At 66.7% G+C, this 19,878-nt stretch carries 13 protein-coding genes; 7 read left to right on the forward strand and 6 right to left on the reverse strand.

Annotation, left to right across the window (positions count from 1 at the left end):
• Positions 1-30: 30 nt before the first annotated feature.
• Positions 31-822 (reverse strand): pirin family protein, encoded by a 792-nt coding sequence (locus ACLMAL_RS04890; protein WP_411997982.1) that lies wholly within the window; start codon positions 820-822, stop codon positions 31-33.
• Between the two features lie 259 nt (positions 823-1,081).
• Between ACLMAL_RS04890 and ACLMAL_RS04895 the strand changes: the two genes are divergently transcribed.
• Positions 1,082-1,543 (forward strand): NUDIX hydrolase, encoded by a 462-nt coding sequence (locus ACLMAL_RS04895; protein ID WP_411997983.1) that lies wholly within the window; start codon positions 1,082-1,084, stop codon positions 1,541-1,543.
• Between the two features lie 1,037 nt (positions 1,544-2,580).
• On the forward strand, positions 2,581-3,927 hold the full coding sequence (locus ACLMAL_RS04900) for an MFS transporter (RefSeq protein ID WP_411998143.1): 1,347 nt from the start codon (positions 2,581-2,583) through the stop codon (positions 3,925-3,927).
• Here the strand turns inward: ACLMAL_RS04900 and ACLMAL_RS04905 are convergent.
• On the reverse strand, positions 3,901-4,443 hold the full coding sequence (locus tag ACLMAL_RS04905) for a hypothetical protein (RefSeq protein ID WP_411997984.1): 543 nt from the start codon (positions 4,441-4,443) through the stop codon (positions 3,901-3,903). The two genes, ACLMAL_RS04900 and ACLMAL_RS04905, sit on opposite strands and share 27 nt — an antisense overlap.
• Before the next feature lie 215 nt (positions 4,444-4,658).
• On the opposite strand from ACLMAL_RS04905, the gene ACLMAL_RS04910 reads away from it, so the two are divergent.
• The gene (locus tag ACLMAL_RS04910; RefSeq protein ID WP_411997985.1) at positions 4,659-6,257 is read left to right on the forward strand and encodes a DUF4185 domain-containing protein; all 1,599 of its coding nucleotides are present in this window, start codon (positions 4,659-4,661) and stop codon (positions 6,255-6,257) included.
• Positions 6,258-6,314: 57 nt separating this feature from the next.
• Here ACLMAL_RS04910 and ACLMAL_RS04915 read toward each other — a convergent pair whose 3' ends face one another.
• The 3 genes from ACLMAL_RS04915 to ACLMAL_RS04925 are packed head-to-tail and all read right to left on the reverse strand — an operon-like array spanning position 6,315 to position 8,674.
• Positions 6,315-7,172 (reverse strand): biotin-dependent carboxyltransferase family protein, encoded by an 858-nt coding sequence (locus tag ACLMAL_RS04915; RefSeq protein WP_411997986.1) that lies wholly within the window; start codon positions 7,170-7,172, stop codon positions 6,315-6,317.
• A gap of 7 nt (positions 7,173-7,179) precedes the next feature.
• Positions 7,180-7,905, reverse strand: a complete 726-nt coding sequence (locus ACLMAL_RS04920; RefSeq protein WP_411997987.1) for a 5-oxoprolinase subunit B family protein — start codon at positions 7,903-7,905, stop codon at positions 7,180-7,182.
• Positions 7,906-7,918: 13 nt separating this feature from the next.
• Entirely contained in the window at positions 7,919-8,674 is a 756-nt protein-coding gene (locus ACLMAL_RS04925) for a LamB/YcsF family protein (protein ID WP_411997988.1), read from the reverse strand.
• Between the two features lie 264 nt (positions 8,675-8,938).
• On the opposite strand from ACLMAL_RS04925, the gene ACLMAL_RS04930 reads away from it, so the two are divergent.
• Positions 8,939-9,754: a hypothetical protein gene (locus tag ACLMAL_RS04930; protein ID WP_411997989.1), complete on the forward strand. Its 816-nt coding sequence runs from the start codon at positions 8,939-8,941 to the stop codon at positions 9,752-9,754.
• A 9-nt stretch (positions 9,755-9,763) separates the two neighbouring features.
• On the opposite strand, the gene ACLMAL_RS04935 is transcribed toward ACLMAL_RS04930, so the two are convergent.
• Complete coding sequence (locus ACLMAL_RS04935) at positions 9,764-11,227, reverse strand: CCA tRNA nucleotidyltransferase (protein ID WP_411997990.1); 1,464 nt, start codon at positions 11,225-11,227, stop codon at positions 9,764-9,766.
• A gap of 779 nt (positions 11,228-12,006) precedes the next feature.
• On the opposite strand from ACLMAL_RS04935, the gene ACLMAL_RS04940 reads away from it, so the two are divergent.
• The 3 genes from ACLMAL_RS04940 to ACLMAL_RS04950 all read left to right on the forward strand — a co-directional run bounded on the left by ACLMAL_RS04940 (position 12,007) and on the right by ACLMAL_RS04950 (position 19,686).
• Entirely contained in the window at positions 12,007-12,543 is a 537-nt protein-coding gene (locus tag ACLMAL_RS04940; RefSeq protein ID WP_328407709.1) for an NUDIX hydrolase, read from the forward strand.
• Positions 12,540-15,188, forward strand: coding sequence for a hypothetical protein (locus tag ACLMAL_RS04945; RefSeq protein WP_411997991.1), 2,649 nt, complete (start codon positions 12,540-12,542; stop codon positions 15,186-15,188). The genes ACLMAL_RS04940 and ACLMAL_RS04945 overlap by 4 nt, the downstream gene beginning before the upstream one ends.
• Positions 15,189-15,972: 784 nt before the next feature.
• The gene (locus ACLMAL_RS04950; RefSeq protein WP_411997992.1) at positions 15,973-19,686 is read left to right on the forward strand and encodes a murein biosynthesis integral membrane protein MurJ; all 3,714 of its coding nucleotides are present in this window, start codon (positions 15,973-15,975) and stop codon (positions 19,684-19,686) included.
• Positions 19,687-19,878 lie beyond the last annotated feature (192 nt).

Raw genomic sequence — 19,878 nt, forward strand, 5'->3', positions numbered from 1 at the left:
GCTCGGCCCGAGCGAAGGCGAGGCCACCGCTTACTGCGCGCCGAGGCGCGCATGCATCTCCCAGACCAGCACTTCGGAGGGCCTGCGCGCGATGACCCGCTGGCCACCGGACCTGGTCAGGCGCACGGCGTCGCCCTCATAAAGTGTCCCGACGCCTTCCATTTCGACCTCGCCGCGCGCGATGAACACATGCAGGTAGGGCGCGTCGGGTAGGTCGATCGTTTGCTCGGTGTCGTCCGGCTCCAGTCCCGCCATTCTGGCCACATGCAGCGCGGAATGACTGCTCGCGATCGCAATGGCGGTCTTGTCGCGGTAGCGCGCCAGCCCAGAGGCCACCGTCACCAGACGGCCGCCGGCCAGTTCGTCGTCGATCTCGAGTTGCTGGTAGCCCGGCGTCAGCCCCGGCTCGTCCGGAACCACCCACATCTGCACGAAATGCACAGGCTCGTCGTGTTCGGCGCTGTTGCCGTCCAGCCGCCAGGAGTCGTTCTTCTCCGAGTGCAGAATGCCGGTGCCCGCACTCATCCGCTGCGCGAGACCCGGGTAGATGATGCCGCTGTGGCCGAGCGAATCCTGGTGCACCAGGCTGCCGCCGAGCACCCAGGTGACGATTTCCATGTCCCGATGCGGATGGGTATCGAACCCCTGACCGGGGGAAACAATATCCTCGTTATTGACGAGTAGCAGGCCGTGATGGGTGTTGTCAGGGTCGTAGTGCTCACCGAAGGAGAACGAGTGCTTCGAATCGAGCCAGGACACGCGCGTTTTCATGCGGTCGCCGCCACGATGGACATCGATGTGTGGTGTCGTGAGTGTGGACATCATGGTCCTCCTCTCGGGACCGTGCACCGATCACCTTTCAGGGTAGGAGCACTTCAGTCGCGGTACTCCGAATTCCTAGTAAATTGTCCTGCACTCGGCATTTTACGCGAGCGACCAGCGGGTGAACGGCAGGCGAGCAGAACCGATCGGTAGGTCGCCTCGTTGGGCCGACCGGCTCGACACCGGAGCAGCACATCCCACCGCCGGAGGCCGCCTTCATAACATGATGTGCCACAACGGAACCGGAGGTGAGAACCAGATGCGACCCGAAGCGCTCGCCGACATCGAGCGGCAGCTGCGCGACGAGGCGCGCCGCGACGACATCTCCGATTTCGTCGTCGGCGTCGCCGTGTTCCGCGACCACAAACTTCTGCTGGTGCGCCGGGTCCCGGACGACTACCGCGGCGGCATGTACGAACTGCCCGGCGGCGGAGTCGAATCCGGGGAAACCTTCGCCGAATGCGTGGCGCGGGAGCTGTTCGAGGAGACCGGCCTGCGCGTACGCAACATCACCGACTTCCTCGGCGGGTTCGACTACGCCACCCGGACCAAGGCCAGGGTCCGCAAATACAGCTTCGTGGCGGAGGTAGAACCCGGCGAGGTGGCCCTTGCCCCCGGCGAACACGACGCCTTCGCCTGGATCGACGCCACCGCCCTCCCCACCCTCCCGATGGCGCCCGACATGCGAAAAACAGTCAGCATGCTCGTCGACATCTCCTGACCGCACCCAACTGACGACTCTTACCAGCGTCCGTTCACAACCAACTCACACGGCAAGTGCCTCCAACGTCACCCCGAGAGCACCACCCACAACCCACCCGACGACACCCTCTCGCAGCAAGATCCCCGACAGCCGCAGCACAACCGACACAGTCGCAAGCTCGCCACTGACACGCCCCTCCACACGATCACACCTTCCGCGCAGCGACACCCCAGACTTTCGCAACCGGTCCCACCCCACAACAGCCGCTGCACGCCACCAAAGTCGCAAGATCAGCTACCGGCACACCCACTCGGCACAAATGACACCTTCCGAGCAAAGCGAGACCCAGCACCAGAGTTCGCGGCCGTCCCACCTCTCACAACAGCCGAAGCGCATCCACCGAAGTCGCAAGCTCAGTTACCGACGCCCCCACTCGGCACGATGACACCTTTCGAGCGAAGCGAGACCGAGCACCAGAGTTCGCGGCCCGTGTCGCTTCCGAGCCGTCGAAGCGCATGCGCCGAAGTCACAACTATCCGCGCCACCCACACCGACGCGCCTTTCTCGGCGTGATGGCACCTTCCGAGCGCAGCAAGGACCTGCCACCAGAGTCCGCAGCCCCGTCCCACCTCCACAGCAGCCCGAGACCATCCACCGAAGTCGCAAGCTCAGCTACCGACGCCCCACTCGGCACGATGACACCTTCCAAGCGAAGCGAGACCGAGCACCAGAGTTCAGGGCGCATCCCACCTCTACAGCCCCTGAGCGCCTACAGCCCCCTAAGCGCCTAAACCAAAGTCGCAAGCTCAACTACCAACGCCCCCACCCGGCACGATGACACCTTCCGAGCGCAGCGAGACCGAGCACTAAAGTTCGCGGCCCGTCTCGCTTCCGAGCCGTCGAAGCGCATGCGACGAAGTCGCGAGTCTCGACGGCTCGGAAGCGAGACCAAGGGGGCCGCGAACACGCAACGCCGCAGGCGTTGCCAAAAAACACAGCGAACACGCGGCGCCGAAGGCGCCGCAAATTCAACACAGTAGCCTCGCGGCGTGTCTATTGGTCGCTCCGAGAGCTCCATACCAGCGGATGAGCGGCACGTTTCGCTACGGAGCGTGCTGCGTGAAAGCCCAGGTGTGCTGCGGCTGGCGCTGGTGCGTTTCACCGGGCAGTTCGGTGACGGCATGTTTCAGGCGGCGCTGTCGGGGGCGATTCTGTTCAATCCCGAGCGGGAAACCGATCCGCTTGCGATCGCGGCAGCCTTCGCGGTGTTGCTGCTGCCGTACTCCCTGATCGGCCCGTATGCCGGGGCGCTGCTCGACCGGTGGGATCGACGCGCGGTGTTGCTGGTGGCCAATGTGCTGCGAGCGGTCCTGATCGGCGCGGTGAGCATCGGGCTGTTGGCGGGTGCGGGTGCGAAACCGCTACTGCTGCTTGCGCTTGCGGTGGTCGGGATCAGCAGATTCGTGCTGTCCGGTGTGTCGGCGGCGCTGCCTCGGGTGCTGGACCAGCACTGGCTGGTTGCCGCAAATTCGGTGCTCGCGACGGTTGCTTCGGCGTGCGCGGGCGTCGGTGCCGCGGCGTCGGTGTCGATCATCGGACTGATCGGTGCGGGCGATGCTGCTTCAGCGCTCGCCGTGGCGATCAGCGGCGTCTGGTCGATCGTGGGTGCGGTTCTCGCGGCCGGGTTCGCCGCCAGGGTGCTCGGCCCGGAGCGGAAGAACACGGCCGAGGAGAGCGCGGTGCGGGCGATCGCCACCGGCCTGCGCCACGGTGCTGCAGCGGTCTGGGGATCGGTGCACGTCACCACCGCGATGCTCGGTATCGGCGCGCACCGGATCGTGTTCGGCACCAACACGCTGATCATGGTGCTGGTGCTGCGTCAGGCCCCGGCCGACGGCAGCACCATGAACAACGGGCTGACGCGGTTCGGGCTCGCCATCGGTGCGGCCGCGGCGGGCATGCTGGTCGCCGCGATCGTGGCGCCATGGCTGATACCTCGGCTCGGTCGGCCGCGGACAGTGATCGCCGGGCTGCTGACAGCGACGCTGGTCCAATTGGTGTTTGTCACTCCCACTGCGGTCGCCGCGGCCGGTCCCGGCGCGCACCGGGCGCATCAATTGCTGCTCGTCGGTGCTTTTCTGTTCGGATTGGCAGGGCAGACGATCAAATTGACCGGTGACGCGACGATGCAGATCGATATTGATGACACACGGCGCGGCCAGGTATTCGCGTTGCAGGACACGGTCTTCAACATTGCCTTCGTCCTGGCGATCGCGATCACGGCGCTGGTGATCCCGGCCGACGGACGCTCGCTTGCCGTCGTGATTGCGGGTGCCGGAATATATTGCGCCGGAATAGCGGCCATCGCGCTCAATTCACGGCGCAGACCCGCTACCCTCTGACGACTCGCCGACTCCCCCTTCGAAATTGAGCTGTTCGGCTGTATGGTCGCCCGTTGCGGCGCGTTGGTTGGGTAATGCGCCGATCTGATCCAGCGGCACCAATCGGTCGGCGAACGCCGACGGATAGCCGAGCGGCGCATCGGATTCTGCTGGTGCTGTGCCGGTTCCCGCGCCGACATCATGGTCCGGCGCCGGGCCGGTGCGCACGATCCAATCGAGCTGCTCGCTGCCAGCATCGGACGCGGAGCCGGTGACCAGGTGATTCCACGTGCCGAGGCCGGAGGGGTCGGTATAGAAATGATCGAGGACGCCATCCTCGTCCAGATCCAGCGCCGCCACATCGGCGATGCCGGTGCCGTGGGAATCCCATAGTGCGTCATCGGCAAGGCCGTCACCGTCGAAATCCAGTTGCAGTGCATCGGCGACGCCGGGGCCCGACAGCTCCAAATCCGCCTGGCTGGACCAGACATGAACCGTGCCGTCACCCGTCCCGAACACGTACTCGATCTCGCTCATGTCTTTTTGGACGCAACGGGCCCGCTTTCGGTTCCCTGCTGAGCCGGATCGATTCAATTCGCTCGCCCTCCCGCATTCGGACCCCGCGGTCCGATAAAGTTGATCTTTCGGCAACCCGATTCGACAGGGAGGCAAGAACACATGCGATTTCTGCCGAACAGGTCGCGAGCGTTCCTACCCGTCGCCGCGAAGTGACGACAGAAATACGACCCGACGTGACATCCCGAATCGGCGTCACTTCTTCCGGTGCTCCCGCACTGTTCGGCGTGCTCCTCGCGGGACTGCTCGCGGTACCCACACCCGCGCAGGCAGCGCCGCACCCATGGGCGCCGGCACCGGTGAACAGCTGCGGCGAGACCGGCTTCGACCCACTCGCCCGAGAGCCGGACCCGAACGCACCACCGCCGCCGCCCTTGCCGCCGCAGATCGATATCCCGATCCCGATTCCACAGTTCACGCCGGTCCCGGTGCCCGATCCGCCGCAGGACAACACCCGCATAGATCCCGAGCCGCTGCCGGCGGACCCGTGCGGCAATCCGTGCCCGGACATTCGCGACTCGCCCAAACCGCAGGAGAGCAGCACCGACCCGGACCCAGTCCCCGGTGCTGTTCCGCAGAGCGGCTCGAGTTCCGGCTCGGGCTCAGGTAGCGGCTCCGGGTCGGGCGGGCCGATCACGTTGCCGCGCATCGAGATCAGGCCCGAGATCGAGCCCATTCCGATCGCCGTAACCGGCCGCGAGGGCGCGCCTGCGCAACCCGCGCCACCGCCGGTGGTGCATCCGGCCGAACGCGACGCGCTCGCCCCAGCGGTCGCCGCGCCTCGAGTGGACTCGGTGCGGCTGGTCGGACAGCTGACCGGACACGGTTCGGAGAACCGGACCGACATGCGCTGGCAGGTCGACGGCACCGATCTCGGTCTGATGTGGGAGACGAAACCGGGGGAGGTCGCCGTGGTGTTCGGCGACACCTTCGGCACCGGCTGGGGCGGTGGTGGCATGGGTGGTGAAGACCAGGATTGGCGTAGCAACGTCCTCGGCTACAGCACCGATCGCGATCTGTCCGACGGCCTGACCATCGACACGATGGTCCAGGACAGCCGCTGCCACGCCGTCGAATTGCTGGGCAGCCGCAAGATCAAGAACTGGGAGACGACCACCATCCCGACTTCCGGGTTCGCGATCGGTGATCGCCAGTACCTGAGCTACATGTCGGTGAACCGGTGGAGCCGGATCCCCGGACTGTGGTGGACCAACTACGGCGGCCTCGCCTACTCCGATGACAACGGGCGCACCTGGACCAAGGATCAGCATGCCAAGTGGGACAACCTCTTCGGCATCGGCCGCTTCCAGGTGGCGGCCATGGCGGTGCAGGGTGATTACGTCTACATGTTCGGCACCCCCAACGGTCGTATCGGCATGATCGGGTTGGCCAGGGTGCGGAAGGCCGAGGTGTTGAACAAGTCGGCCTACCAATACTGGGTCGGCGGAACGTGGGCGCCGGCCGCCGAAAACCAGGCCACCCCACTGTTTCTCGGCATGGCCAGCGAGTTGTCGGCGCGCTTCGATCAGGCATCGCAGCAGTGGCAGATGGTGTACCTGGATTCGGCGCGCGGCGCCATCGTGATGCGTACGGCCGCCGCGGCCCAGGGCGCCTGGACCGATGCGGTGCCGCTTGTCTCGACCTCCGACTATCCGAAGTCCTATGGCGGCTTCATCCATCCGTGGTCGACGGACAAGGATCTCTACTTCACGATTTCGGCGTGGGACAGCTACAACGTGTATCTCATGCATGCCCGACTGAATCCGCCGGCCTGATATCGGCAGAACTGGTGCCGAGTAGGTCTTTTCGCCGACCACGCTCGGCGTGCTGGATCACCGGGTGCGGCGGAACCGCAGTGGCTGCCCGGGACGGGCCTGGGCCATCGCATCGACGTCGGCGTCCACGACCACCGCGATCACCGGGTAGCCACCGGTGATCGGATGGTCAGCGAGGAATACCACCGGCTGACCACTCGGCGGCACCTGAACTGAACCGAGCGCCATGCCCTCGGTGGGCAGTTCCCGCGAAACGCTGCGCCGCAGCGGGGGACCGGCGCGGCGATCCAGGCGGGCGCCGATCCGATCGGTATCGGCCGACACGACCCACTCACCGTCGAAAAGGGCGTCGGCATCGACGAACCAGTCGGCGCGTGGACCGAGCACGGCTCGGATCGTCAACATTGCGGTGGGCAGGTTCGCGACCGGTGCGAACTCGACGTTCGGAAGGGTGTGCGGCGCGGGACCGATCGGCAGCTGAGCACCGGAACGTAGCGGCCGAGGACCGATCCCGGACAGGGTGTCGCGACTGCGCGAGCCGAGCACCGGCGGCACGTCGATGCCTCCGCGCACCGCGACGTAGCTGCGGAGTCCGGTGCTCGCCATGCCGAGCCGAAGCTTTTGCCCCGCACCCAGTTCCAGCACACTCGCGTGTCCGACCGGAGTGCCGTCGACGGTAGCGGGAGCCGGCGCACCGGTCACCGCTATGGTGCAACGCCGGTCGGCCCGCAATGCCAATCCACCGAGCAGTACCTCGATTCCGGCGCATTCCTCGGAATTCCCGACCAATCGATTGGCCAGTCGGAAGGACGCCCGGTCGGCCGCGCCGGCAACGCCGACCCCGGAATCGAACCAGCCCGGCCGTCCCAGGTCCTGGATCGTGGCCAGCGGACCTACCTGCTCGACAACAATCATCGGCGGCTCAGTCACACCGGCCCGCGTCCACGAATCGCACCGTCGCACCCACCCGAATGAGCGCAGGCGGATCCCGGTCGACATCCCACATCTCCAGGTCGGTGCTGCCGATGAGCTGCCAGCCGCCCGGGGTGCTGCGCGGGTAGACGGCCGTGTATCCGCCGGCCAGTGCGACCGCGCCGGCGGGGACCGAGGTGCGTGCCTCGGAGCGGCGCGGAACCGTCAACCTACCGTCCGGTGACTCGAGATAGCCGAAGCCAGGGGCGAATCCGACGAACGCACACCGCCACATGGTTCCAGTGTGTGCGGCGACGACCTCGGCGGCGCTCAGCTCGAGCGCCCGAGCCACCTCGTCGAGGTCGATGCCGTCGTATCGGACGGGGATCACCACCACGTCATCGCGGATGCCGCCCTCCGACAGTGTTCCACGGGAAACAATGGTCGAATCCTGCTCGCGCCCAGGTCTATACGCCTTCGCTATCAAGGTGCGCAGCTCCCGGCGTACCGGCTCCGAATCCGGCACGGAACGCAGCGTCACCAGAATCGTCTCCGCCGCAGGCAACACATCCTGGACACCGGGGATCGGGTCGCGCCGCAGTGCCGCAACGAGTTCTGTCAACGCAGCATGCTCGATCGGGGTGATCAGCAGGGCTCGGTCGCCCGCCGCTCGAATCAGCCGATTCGGGTCGAGATCCGTCGCGCCGGGTGCGGCGTCGCCGCTGGGGAAAGTCATCACGGCACCGGCCTCAGCAGAATGCACCCACCGGCACGCCGACGTCGTCCAGGGCTGCCCGGATGTGTCTGGCCATCTCCACTGCGGCGGGCGAATCGCCGTGCACACAGATACTCGCCGCGGACACCGACACCTGACCGGATCCGTCCACGGTCCGCGCGGTGCCCGACATCGCAATCGATACCGCCTGTGCGACGGCTTCGTTCGGCTGCAACACCGCGCCGGGCGTACCGCGCGCGGCGAGGGCCCCGCTCGGTGTGTATGCGCGATCGGCGAACCCCTCACCGACAAAACGTATCTCGGCGGCCGTGGCAGCGCGCTCGAGCTGAGTGCCTGCCGGGCCGAGCAACGCCAGCTCGCGATCGTATTCGGCGAGCGCGGCCAGCACCGCGTCGGCGAGTCCGCGCTCCTTCGAGGCCGAGTGATAGAGCGCGCCATGCGGTTTCACGTAGCGGACCCGATCGCCCGCGGCCCTGGCGAAGGCATCGAGACTGCCGATCTGATAGAGCACTTCATCGCGCAATTCGGCAGGTGCCATGGTGATCGCGCGCCGCCCGAAGCCCGCGAGATCGCGATATCCGACGTGCGCGCCGATCCGGACGCCCTTCTCGACCGCAAGCGCACAGGTGCGGCGCATGATCGACGGATCGCCGGCGTGGAAGCCGCAGGCGATATTGGCGCTGGTGACGATGTCGAGCATCGCCGCGTCGTCGCCCATCGTCCACGCGCCGAATCCCTCGCCCAGATCGCTGTTCAGATCCAGCGACATGTGCCTCCTTCCGGTGTTCGCTCCGGCCCCACCACTAGGACCTGCATCACACTTCAGCGTGCCACGTCGATGGGGCCGGAACTTGGTCTCATGAGGATGACCGCTGTCCATAATGTCGTGGTGTCGGGGCGAAAGGCGTGGCCGAAGGTTGGTGTCGGCCCGGCCGGAGAACTCCCACCCCGGTCGATACCGACAAAAACAGCTGCGTGACCGGACTCGATTGCATGGGCGTGTTCCCCGAGGACAAGTACGCTCGGAGCAATCATGGCCACGTACTTCGATCCGACGTCATGGTCACCGATGCGGGCGGTCGATCTCGGCAAGCGCCTGTTCGACCAGTCCTTGCTCGAGCAGTGGGTCTCCTTCACCACCGCATGGGTGGATCCGGTGGCCGACTTGAGCGCGGGCGCGGTCACGGCGCTGATGCCGGATGTGTTGATGACCGTGCTCAGCGAGGGCATTCTCAGCCGGTTCGGTGGTCAAGGGGTCACCGCGACATTGCTCGGACACGACCTGAACGCCACCCTGCAGGTGCTCAAGGTCCGGCGCCGCGGTGCACACTTCCAGACCAAGACGGTGTTGTCACAGATGCGCTGGGACGATCACCCGATCGAGTCGGTGACCGTCATCGCGCACGGCGTCCGCCTGATTCCCGGCGTGCCGACCAGGGTGCGGACCCAGCAGCTCGACCTCGACGGCACCGTCACCACCGAAGCACTGGTCGGGTGGCTCAACACGCTGCCGCTCAACTGGGAGTTGCAGGTCGATGCGAGCGGGCTGATCAAGGCCGTACATCGACGCAGGCTGATCACCGCGGTGGTGGACGCCGAGGTGCGCGACAACCTGTTGACGGTCGAGATCCGCCGGGCGAACTGGCTCGGCATTCGGGTGCCGCGCAAGATGCTGACCGCACCCGAGTTACGACTCGCGGGCCTGCCGAACGATGCGCGCATCGTGCACGCGAGCCGCGAGGGCGACCTGATCCGGTTCCGGATCGAGCTACCGCAGATAACCGGGTCGTTCGATCTGGCGCAGATTCGCTCGGCCATCGTCACCGGAACCACGCTGATCGTCTTCTGACCAGCCGAGTCAGCCCTGCGTCTGCCACCATTCCAGCAGCGCGGACTCGGCCTCCTCGCGAGTGAGCGGTCCACGATCCAGCCGCAGCTCTTTCAAGAAACGCCAGGCCTTTCCGACCTCCGGACCCGCGGACAGGCCGAGCAGTTCCATGATGGAGTTGCCATCCAGATCGGGCCGCACCCGATCCAGATCCTCCTGCTCCTGCAGCTTGGCGATCCGCGCTTCCAGCTCGTCGTAGGTGGCGCGCAATGCTGCAGCCCTGCGCTTGTTGCGGGTGGTGCAGTCGGCACGGACCAATTTGTGCAGCCGCGGCAGCAGATCGCCCGCGTCGGTGACATACCGGCGCACCGCCGAATCGGTCCACTGCCCCTTGCCGTAACCATGGAAACGCAAGTGCAGGAACACCAGCCGGGCCACGTCCTCGGTGAACTGCTTGGGGTACTTCAGCGCCCGCATCCGCTTGCGCACCATCTTCGCGCCGACCACCTCATGGTGGTGGAAGCTGACGCCACCGCCCGGCTCGTTGCGCTTGGTGTCCGGCTTACCGATGTCGTGCAGCAGCGCGGCCCAGCGCAGCACCAGATCGGGATCGCCCACTTCCTGATCGATGGCCTGTTCCAGCACGGTGAGCGAATGCCAGTACACATCCTTGTGCTGGTGATGCTCGTCGATCTCGAGTTTCATCTCCGGCACCTCCGGCAGCACCCGCTGGGCCAATCCGGTCTCGCACATGATGTTGATGCCATCGATCGGGTGCGCCGCGCCGATCAGTTTGTCGAGCTCGGTACGCACCCGCTCCGCGGTGATCCGATCGATCTCGGCGACCATCGCGGTGATCGCGGTCCGAACCCTCGGATGCAGCTCGAAGCCGAGCTGCGCGACGAAACGGGCTGCGCGCAACATGCGCAGCGGGTCGTCGTGGAACGAATCCTCCGGTGCCGCAGGGGTATCCAGCATTCCTTCGAGCAGCGCGTCCATCCCGCCGAGCGGATCGACGAACTCCATCGCACCGTCCGCACCGATCCGCACCGCCATCGCGTTGACCGTGAAGTCCCGGCGCACCAGGTCGCCCGCGAGCGAGTCACCGAAGGTCACCTCGGGATTGCGGGAGACCCGATCGTAGGAGTCGCTGCGGAAAGTAGTGATCTCCAGCTGCTGATCGGCCTTGGACGCGCTCACCGTCCCGAAGGCAAGCCCCCCGGTGTCCCACAGATGATCGGCCCAGCCACGCAGCATCTCCTGCACCTGCTCCGGCCGCGCATCGGTGGTGAAATCCAGATCCGTCCCCAACCGTCCGAGCACCGCATCCCGCACACTGCCCCCGACCAGGTACAGCTCGAATCCGCGCGCCGCGAACAATTCACCGAGTGGCGTCAGCACATCGGACAACCTGCCGAGCGTGACCGCGGCCGCAGCCAGCAATCGGGTACGTCGATCCTGCGCTGCTACATCCTCAGACTGGGGCGAAACCACGAATCAGCAGCTTACCGAGCCCCACCAACCGATATTCCAGCGCAACCCACGCAGCACCCCCGGATATATAAGGCCTCCCGCATAGCCGACCCCGGATCCCGCCCACGCCGCCAGTTCAGGTCGAACGTCTGCCACCCACCGCGAAGAGCGCCTTCCGGCGAGTCCACCGCCATCTCCCGCCGACATGCACGGCAACCCCGCCGGAGACGTCACCGCATTCAGCAAGATCACGAGCAGCACCACCGTTCACCCACCCAGCAGCGAGTCCTCCAGGGAAGAGTCAAGGCCACTGCACACAAGCCGACGTGTATCCAACAAGGCCGCGACCATCCCTACCGACGCACCCACTCGGCACGATGGCACCCTCCCCGTGCCGCGAGACCCAACGCTCAGACCTCGCAGCCCGTTCCACCCGCACAGCCGCCGAAGCACAACCACCACAGTCGCAAGCTCAATTACCAACACATCTACTCGGCACGATGACACCTTCCGAGCGAAGCCAGACCCAACGCTCAGACCTCACAGCCCGTCCCACCTCCACAACAGCCGAAGCACAACCACCACAGTCGCAAGCTCAACTACCAACACATCTACTCGGCACGATGACACCTTCCGAGCGCAGCGAGATCGAGCACTAGAGTTCGCGGCCCGTCTCGCTTCCGAGCGGCCGAAGCGCATGCGCCGCAGGCGCGAGTCTCGGCCGCTCGGAAGCGAGACCAAGGGGGCCGCGAACACGCAGCGCCGCAGGCGCTGCAAAGACAACACAGTAGGATTGCTGGGTGTCTCCGGCCGATCGTGCGAACAGTCGACGCCGCCAGCCTCGGCGCCGCGGTTCGGCCGCCAACGCGGCGAAACCTCGCATGCGTACGGTCCGGGAAACCTCGGCGGGCGGGCTGGTCGTCGATGGGTTGGATGGTCCGCGGGAAAAACGGAGCGCGGCACTGATCGGGCGCACCGATCGCCGCGGCAGGCTGCTGTGGTCGCTGCCCAAGGGACATATCGAAGAGGGCGAGACCTCTGAGCAGACGGCGATCCGTGAGGTGGCCGAGGAGACCGGAATCAACGGAATAGTGGTCGCCGAACTGGGCAGCATCGATTATTGGTTCGTCACGGAGGGTCGTCGGGTACACAAGACCGTGCATCATTATCTGCTGCGTTCGGTCGGTGGCGAACTTTCCGACGCCGATGTGGAGGTCACCCAGGTGGCGTGGGTTCCGTTGAGCGAGTTGGATTCTCGATTGGCGTACGCCGACGAACGGCGTCTTGCCGAGGTGGCGAATCGGATGATCGACCGGATGGAGACCGGCAAGCGATGACGCGTGGACTGTTCCGGATCATCGTGGCGGTCCTGACCATTCTCAGTTCGGCGACGGTGATGCCGATGTTGCTCGCACAGCATGCGGCGGCACAACCGACCGGGTCGAGCGGTTCGTCGGCACCGAAATTCTTGAAGCTGTCACTGGATTCGGTGACTCCGACCGCGGTGACTACGGTCAGCGATCCACTGCTGACCGTGTCGGGCACCATCACCAATATCGGTGACCGGGTTGTCGACAATGTCATCGTCCGCATTCAGCGCGCCGCCGCGGTGACCTCGCCGAGCGTATTGCGCTCCACGCTGCGCCTCGATCAGGTCAACTACGACGTGACCGGCCCGTTCGAGGATGTGGCCGAGCGGTTGAGCCCGGGGCAGCGCAAGCAATTCACGTTGAGTATCGCGCTGCGCCCCGGCGGTCGTGATTCGACATCATCGCTGGACATCACCGCGCCCGGTGTGTATCCGTTGTTGCTGAATGTGAACGGTGAACCGGCCTACGGCAGTCAGGCCCGGCTCGACGACGCCCGTTTCTTGCTGCCGGTGCTCGGTGTCCCGCCGACGACGGATGCCGAATCGGGCAGCGCTGGGGCACAGGCGGTGGCTGCCGCGACAGATGCGCCGGTGGCGACGACGCTGCTGTGGCCACTGGCCGACCGCCCCCGGCTGGTCGCGGGCGTCCCTGGTTCGGTCAACGGGAGGGTGGAGCTGACCGATGACGAGTTGGCCGCCTCGCTCGGTAAGGGCGGTCGCCTCGATCAGTTGCTCGGTGCACTGGAGTCGGCGGTCGGCACGAATATCGGCCGTGATCGGTCCCTGGCGAGCGCGGTGTGCGTCGCGGTCGATCCGGATCTGCTCGTCACCGCGCAGGCGATGACCCATGGTTATCGCGTGCTGGCGAGTCCATCCGATCCGGACGGCGCGACCAGGCCGGGCACCGGCGCGGACCAGGCCCAGACCTGGCTGGACCGGTTGCGTGCGCTTGCCGCGTCGGTATGCACGGTGGCTTTGCCCTTCGCCCAGGTCGATGTCACGGCGCTGGCGGCGGTGAACGATCCTGATCTATCGGCTCGCGCGCTGGACGCACCTGCCGACATCGTCGACTCGATCCTGGCCACCCGATCGGTGCGCGGCGTGAGCCTGCCCGATTCCGGCAGTATCGACACGAGCGCCGCGATGTTGTTGCGCAGCCACGGTTTCGCAACCGCGGTGCTGGCGGATACCGCCGCTGTCACGGTCGGTTCCGCGGGCTCGAATGATTCCTCGCCCACGACCAGTGACGCGGGGCGCACCACCAGCGATCAGCCGACTTCGACGCTGAGCTCGGCAAGCCAGACGATTCCGGATTCCGCGGCGCCGGACATCGTCCGCGTGCCCGAGGTCACTGCGGCATTGCCCGGGGCGAACAACGCCGAGGTCACCGTGCCGGAGCCCGCGCCGACCGCTGCCGCGCCACCCGCCAACGGCGCGAACCCGAACAACCCGGCCCTGCCGGCAGGCCCGGCGTCGGATCCGGTGCTGCACGCCGCGACGTTCGATATCTGGTCCGCGACGGCGCTCGCCGCGGTCGGCTCCAATCCGCCGACACCGTCGTTCACGCCCGCGAAGGTCCGCTACGACGTCACCAACGACTCGCGGATGGCTCGGCTGCAGGACGCGCTCGGCGCCGTCTCCTGGACCGCGCTGAACTCGCAGCCGAATCGGCCGCGTTCATTGCTGCTGGTCCCGCCGCAGCAGTGGGGTGCCAGCCGCGACGAGGCGACCGCGCTGCTACGCCAAGTGGAACTGTTGATGCGCAATAACCTCGCCACACCGCGCGCGTTCCACGAGCTGCTCGCCGGACCGCCCGACGGTCAGCCCTATGAGCTGGACTACCTGCCCCAAGCCGCGAATGACGCAGTACCCGACCGCCTCGTGCTGCCCACCCGCGACCAAGGCAAGCGGATCAGTGAGCTGATGCGCTCGCTGGTCGAGTTGCCGGAGGCCGAGCCGACCCCACGCCAATTCCTGACCCCGCTGCGCGACGACCTGCTGCGGGTGCTGACCCTGTCCGACCGACGCACCGGCGATGCCACGCAGCCGGACACCTTCGCGCACCGACGACTCGATCAGACCACGCGGGCGCTGGACAACCTGTACCGTTCGGTCACCGTGCTGCCACCGGGCGGCGTCTACACCCTTGCCTCCGAGCAGAGCCCATTGTTGCTGGTTGCCCGTAACGAACTGCCGGTCGCCATCCGCATCAAGTTCCGGATCGAGGCGCCCGCGGAGACGAAAATCACCGATATCGGTGAACAGGTGTTGCCGCCGACCGGGACTCGTTCGTTCCAGATCCCGACCGAGGTCAGTGACAGCCGCAACCTGGTGATTCCGATCTTCCTTACCACGCCTGACGGAATCCCGCTCGGCAATCCCACCTCGGTTTCGGTGCGCTCGAACGCCTACGGTCAGGCGTTGGCAATAATTACGGCGTGTGCCGGAATACTGCTGTTTCTGTTGGCCGGGCGTCGGTTGTGGCGTCGGTTCCGCGGACAGCCGGATCCGGCGGACGAGGGTTTCGATCCGCCAACCCGGCGTCGGGTAAACCGGTATCGGCGTGCGCGGCAACGAGTACTACGGCAACAGGAGCAACAGGAGGCACCGTGAGGGACCCGAATGGAGGGCCCTCACCTGCATCGATTGGCTGTCCCGCAGTGCACGATGGCACAGTGGTGGACAATCACGTTGCGCCTTCGGCGCGGCCGATCGGCCGCGGGCGGTCGGTAGAACTGGGGAGTCATGGTGAGCGGAACAGTCGAAATGCTGCTCACCGAACCGCCGAGATGCAGCTGTTCCGGCGGGTACAGGAGGCATGATGAGCGACGATGACTTATCCGCTCATCGGTATCGATCTGGCGATAGGTACGACGGGCCACCGGCCCGCCGCGCTCCCGCAGCGCCGTGGGAACGGCGATTGCAGCAATCCCATGAGGATCCGGAGATGAATTCCGGCGATCCTTACCGTGACCCGGGCAGGCCGATGCCTCGGGTCAGCCATCCGGCCGGCCCGCCGCCGGGCCAGCGGATGGTGCCACCTCCGTCACCGCCTTCCGCCCCTATTCCGCGACTGCCAGGCCCGCCACCGCCCTCCGGCCCGATACCGCGACAGCCGGGCCCGCCGCAGCGCCCTGTGCCACGCCCGCATCCGGGTCAGCGCCAGTACCCGGTGCCGCCGGGTAACGCGGTGCCACCCGCGGGGCCGAGTCAGGCCCGCCCGGTGCCGCCGAACCAGGGACGTCCCGGACCGGCCCAGCCCAACCGGGTGCCACCAGAACATTTCGCGCCGCCACCGCCACCGGCACGGCCGCAGCCGTACCCACCGCAACAGCGGCAACATCCGCCTGCGCCGCCCCGGCGCATCCCGGCGGACAACCGCCCGACCACTCGCGAGATGGCGGCCCAGAGCAACCACGCGACGGACGCCCAGGAACCGAAGCAGAGCGCGAACTCACGCCTGCTGCGCGATTCCGGATCGATCGCGTTCGCCACGCTGGTCAGTCGCATCACTGGGTTCGGCAAGCAGTTGCTGCTGCTCACCGTGCTCGGCCCGGCCATCGCCAGCTCGTTCACCTCCGCGAGCCTGATCCCGAACATGATCACCGAGCTGGTGCTCGGCGCAGTGCTCACCGCCATGGTGGTACCGACGCTGGTCCGTGCCGAACAGGAGGACGCCGACGGCGGCACCGCCTTCGTCCGGCGACTGGTGACCGCCGCGTTCACGGTGCTCGCCGCGGCCGCGCTGCTCGCTACCGCGGCCGCACCGATCCTGGCGACCCATGTCTTCGTGTCCTCCGACGGCAAGGTCAACACCGCGCTGACGACGGCGCTGACCTTCCTGCTGCTGCCCGCGATCCTGTTCTACGGCATGTCGGCGCTGTTCACCGCGATTCTGAACACCCGCCAGGTATTCAAACCCGGTGCGTGGGCGCCGGTGCTGAACAACCTCGTGGTGCTCGTTGCCCTAGGTCTGTACGCGCTGACACCGGGGGAAATCACCCTGAACCCGGTGCGGATGAGCGATCCGAAACTGCTCGTGCTCGGGTGCGGCGTCACGCTCGGCGTGATCACCCAGGCCGTGAGTCTGTTGCCCGCGATCCGCAGAGAAGGCATCGACCTGCGGCCACTGTGGGGCATCGACGCCAGGCTCAGGCAGTTCGGCACCATGGGCGGCGCGATCATCCTGTACGTCCTCATCAGCCAGGTCGGCCTGATTTTCGCCAACAACATCTCCTCGCACGCCGACGAGGCGGGTCCGGCGATCTACTCGCAGGCCTGGCTGCTGCTGCAGCTGCCCTACGGCATTCTCGGCGTCACGCTGCTCACCGCGATCATGCCGCGCTTGAGCCGCAACGCCGCCGCGAACGACACACCGGCTGTGGTGGACGACCTCTCGGTCGCCACCAGGCTGACGATGATCGCCCTGATCCCGGTGGTCACCTTTCTCACGCTGGCCGGCCCACAGGTGGGCGAGGGGCTTTTCGGCTACGCGCGCTTCGCCGAGGATGCCTCCCGCCTCGGCCACGCGGTGAGCTGGTCGGCCTTCGCACTGATTCCGTATTCGCTGGTGTTGATTCACCTGCGCGTGTTCTATGCCAGAGAGCAGGCCTGGACGCCGACCTGGATCATCCTCGGCATCACCGGCGTAAAGATCCTGTTCTCGGCGCTGGCGCCGGTGGTAGCGAGCAGTAGCGACGAGGTCGTCATCGTGCTCGGTGTCGCCACCGGCCTCGGTTTCACCGCGGGCGCGGTGATCGGTGGCTATCTGCTGCACCGCAGCCTCGGCGATCTGCGCATGGCCAATGTCAGCCGCACGGTGACCCGCGTGGTGCTGGCTTCGGTCGCGGGCGGCGCGGTCATGCTGATCGTGGACAAGGTGCTCGGCCTGGATCGGTTGTCGGGCGGTATCGGCTCGCTCATCCGCGTCGCGGTGTCGGCGATCGTGATGTTCGCGGTGGCGTTCGGGTTGATGCGCCTGGCCGGAATTCCGGAAATTGTCGGAATCACCGTGGCGATCTCGCGGCGGCTCGGCCTCACGCCGCCTGCCCCCGACCTCGATCTGGACAGCCCGGTCGAGGACATCTACGCCACGCAGGTGTTCCGCAGGCCTGATCCGTATGCCTACCCACAATTCGACCCGTACATGGATGCCCAGACCATGGTGCTACCCGTGATCAGAGGCGATGCTGTTGACCTCACCGGCAAGGGTGAGTTCCCGTACCCTGTTCGGCAGAGAAGCACAAGTGGCGAATTCGCCGGAACCTCGACATATCAGGGCGAAGGAGGACCGAGGGTGAGCGACGACGCGGCAGTGGGCGGCGGCGTCCCGGCCGCCGATTCTTCTGCGGCCACGGCAGGCGGGCTCTCCACAGACGTCCCGCCGAACGCCGGGGATGCGTCGGATCCCGCATACGCGAACCAGGAGGCCGACACCGGTCCTCCTGATCGCGATTCGGGACCGGCACCGGGCGAAGGCAAGTTCCACGCACCGGAACGTGATCCGATGTACGACACCGGCATGATTCCGATCCCGCCCCAATTGCCGCCCATGGGCGGCGATCCGAGCGGTCGTCGAACGCCGCGCGGCCCCAAGCTGATTCCCGGCGCCTCGGTCGCCGGCGGACGCTACCGGTTGCTGGCCGGCCACGGCGGTTCCCGCGGGCTCAAGTTCTGGCAGGCCCTCGACATCAAGCTCGACCGCGAGGTCGCGCTGACGTTCGTCGACGCCGATCAGAAGGCGAGCGAGAATTCCGGTCATGACGGCCCGCAGGCGATTCTGTCGCGCACGCTGCGGCTCGGCCGGATCAACTCACCCGGTCTGGCGCGGGTCCTCGACGTGGTGCGCGGCAGCTCCGGCGGCATCGTGGTGGCCGAGTGGACACCGGGCCGGTCACTGCGTGAAATGGCCGAGACCGTACCGTCGCCGATCGGCGCGGCCCGAGCGGTCCGTGCTCTGGCCTCGGCCGCCGAACTCGCCCATCGGGGCGGCGGCTCGCTATCGATCGATCATCCTGATCGGATTCGGATCAGCGCATCCGGCGACGCGGTGCTCGCATTCCCGGGCACCCTGGGCGATTCCGACGCGCAATCGGACGTGCGCGGTCTCGGCGCCATGCTCTATGCGCTGATCACGGCACGCTGGCCGATCCGTTCCGGCGGTGTCACCGGCACCGCCGCGACGATCGGTGGACTACGGTTGGCCGATTTCGGCCCCGACGGCACTCCGATCGAGCCGAGGCAGATCCGGCCCGAGGTGCCGTTCGAGATCTCGGCGGTCGCGGTGCGCTCGCTGGAATCGAACAAGGGTGTCCGCACTGCCGCGACCGTGCAGCACGTGCTCGAACAGGCGTCGGTGGTCGATCAGAAGACCGACTTCATTCCGGTGCTCCGGCTCGGTCAGCGCCCGCCGAGCGGTATCGAGGAATCGCTGGCCGATCCCGAGCTGCTCGCCGCGGAACGGGAGCGTTCGCAGCGGATGATGTGGATCATGGTCGGGCTCGGCATCCTGGCCGCGCTCGTCGTCGGCATCGTGATCTGGTGGATGGTCAGCGTCTTCGCGCCGGGCGCGTCCGAAGCGCCGCTCAACGAGCAACGCAATATCGGTCTGACCACGAACAGTTCGCCCGCGCCCGCACCCACGCCGGGGTCGAATCCGACCCCGGCGGGCGGCGTTCCGCTTGCGGTCACCCGGGTGTCTGTGTTCTCTCCGGAAGGCACGCCCGACGGCGTCAGCAGTGCGGCGGCGGTGCTCGATCATGATCCCGCCACCCTCTGGCGGACCGATCAGTACTTCCAGCAGTTCCCGGCCCTCAAGAAGGGGATCGGGCTGATGGCCACGCTACCGAGCCCGGCGAAGCTGACGAATGTGTCGATCACTTCGCCGAGCCCGGGCACCGCGGTCGAAATCCGCACGTCACCGACCGCGTCGCCGACGCTCGACCAGACCCAGCTGATCGGCTCCACGCGATTATCCGACGGCGACACCGAGATTCCGGTGCGCACCGACCAATCCGCTCGCTATGTGCTCGTCTGGATCACCGGACTCGGCAACTCCGGTGCCCAGTTCCAGACCTCGATCGCCGAGATTCGTTTCGACGCCGCGCCCTAACTGCCCTTCGCCGCTCGCCGCACGTGTCCGCACCGTGCCGCCGCTGAGTGGTGTTCCGGCCTTGCGCCGCAGGCTTTCTCGCCGCCCTCCGCGTCCCGATCAGTCTGGTTGCTGCCGAATCGTGGCTGACGATATGATTCATTCCGCGCTCTCAGCAGGGGAGCTTCCCGGGTTCTGGTGCTTCGATCCTGG

Source organism: Nocardia sp. CWNU-33 (genome assembly GCF_046764895.1).
Classification (GTDB): domain Bacteria; phylum Actinomycetota; class Actinomycetes; order Mycobacteriales; family Mycobacteriaceae; genus Nocardia.

Excerpts from the sequence above, each read along its gene's own strand:
- ACLMAL_RS04895 (WP_411997983.1), top strand. The coding sequence starts at position 1,082 with ATGCGACCCGAAGCGCTCGCCGACATCGAGCGGCAGCTGCGCGACGAG.
- ACLMAL_RS04950 (WP_411997992.1), top strand. The coding sequence starts at position 15,973 with ATGGCGGCCCAGAGCAACCACGCGACGGACGCCCAGGAACCGAAGCAG.
- ACLMAL_RS04890 (WP_411997982.1), bottom strand. The coding sequence starts at position 822 with ATGTCCACACTCACGACACCACACATCGATGTCCATCGTGGCGGCGAC.
- ACLMAL_RS04905 (WP_411997984.1), bottom strand. The coding sequence starts at position 4,443 with ATGAGCGAGATCGAGTACGTGTTCGGGACGGGTGACGGCACGGTTCAT.
- ACLMAL_RS04920 (WP_411997987.1), bottom strand. The coding sequence starts at position 7,905 with ATGACTTTCCCCAGCGGCGACGCCGCACCCGGCGCGACGGATCTCGAC.
- ACLMAL_RS04945 (WP_411997991.1), top strand. The coding sequence starts at position 12,540 with ATGACGCGTGGACTGTTCCGGATCATCGTGGCGGTCCTGACCATTCTC.
- ACLMAL_RS04930 (WP_411997989.1), top strand. The coding sequence starts at position 8,939 with ATGGCCACGTACTTCGATCCGACGTCATGGTCACCGATGCGGGCGGTC.
- ACLMAL_RS04915 (WP_411997986.1), bottom strand. The coding sequence starts at position 7,172 with ATGATTGTTGTCGAGCAGGTAGGTCCGCTGGCCACGATCCAGGACCTG.
- ACLMAL_RS04925 (WP_411997988.1), bottom strand. The coding sequence starts at position 8,674 with ATGTCGCTGGATCTGAACAGCGATCTGGGCGAGGGATTCGGCGCGTGG.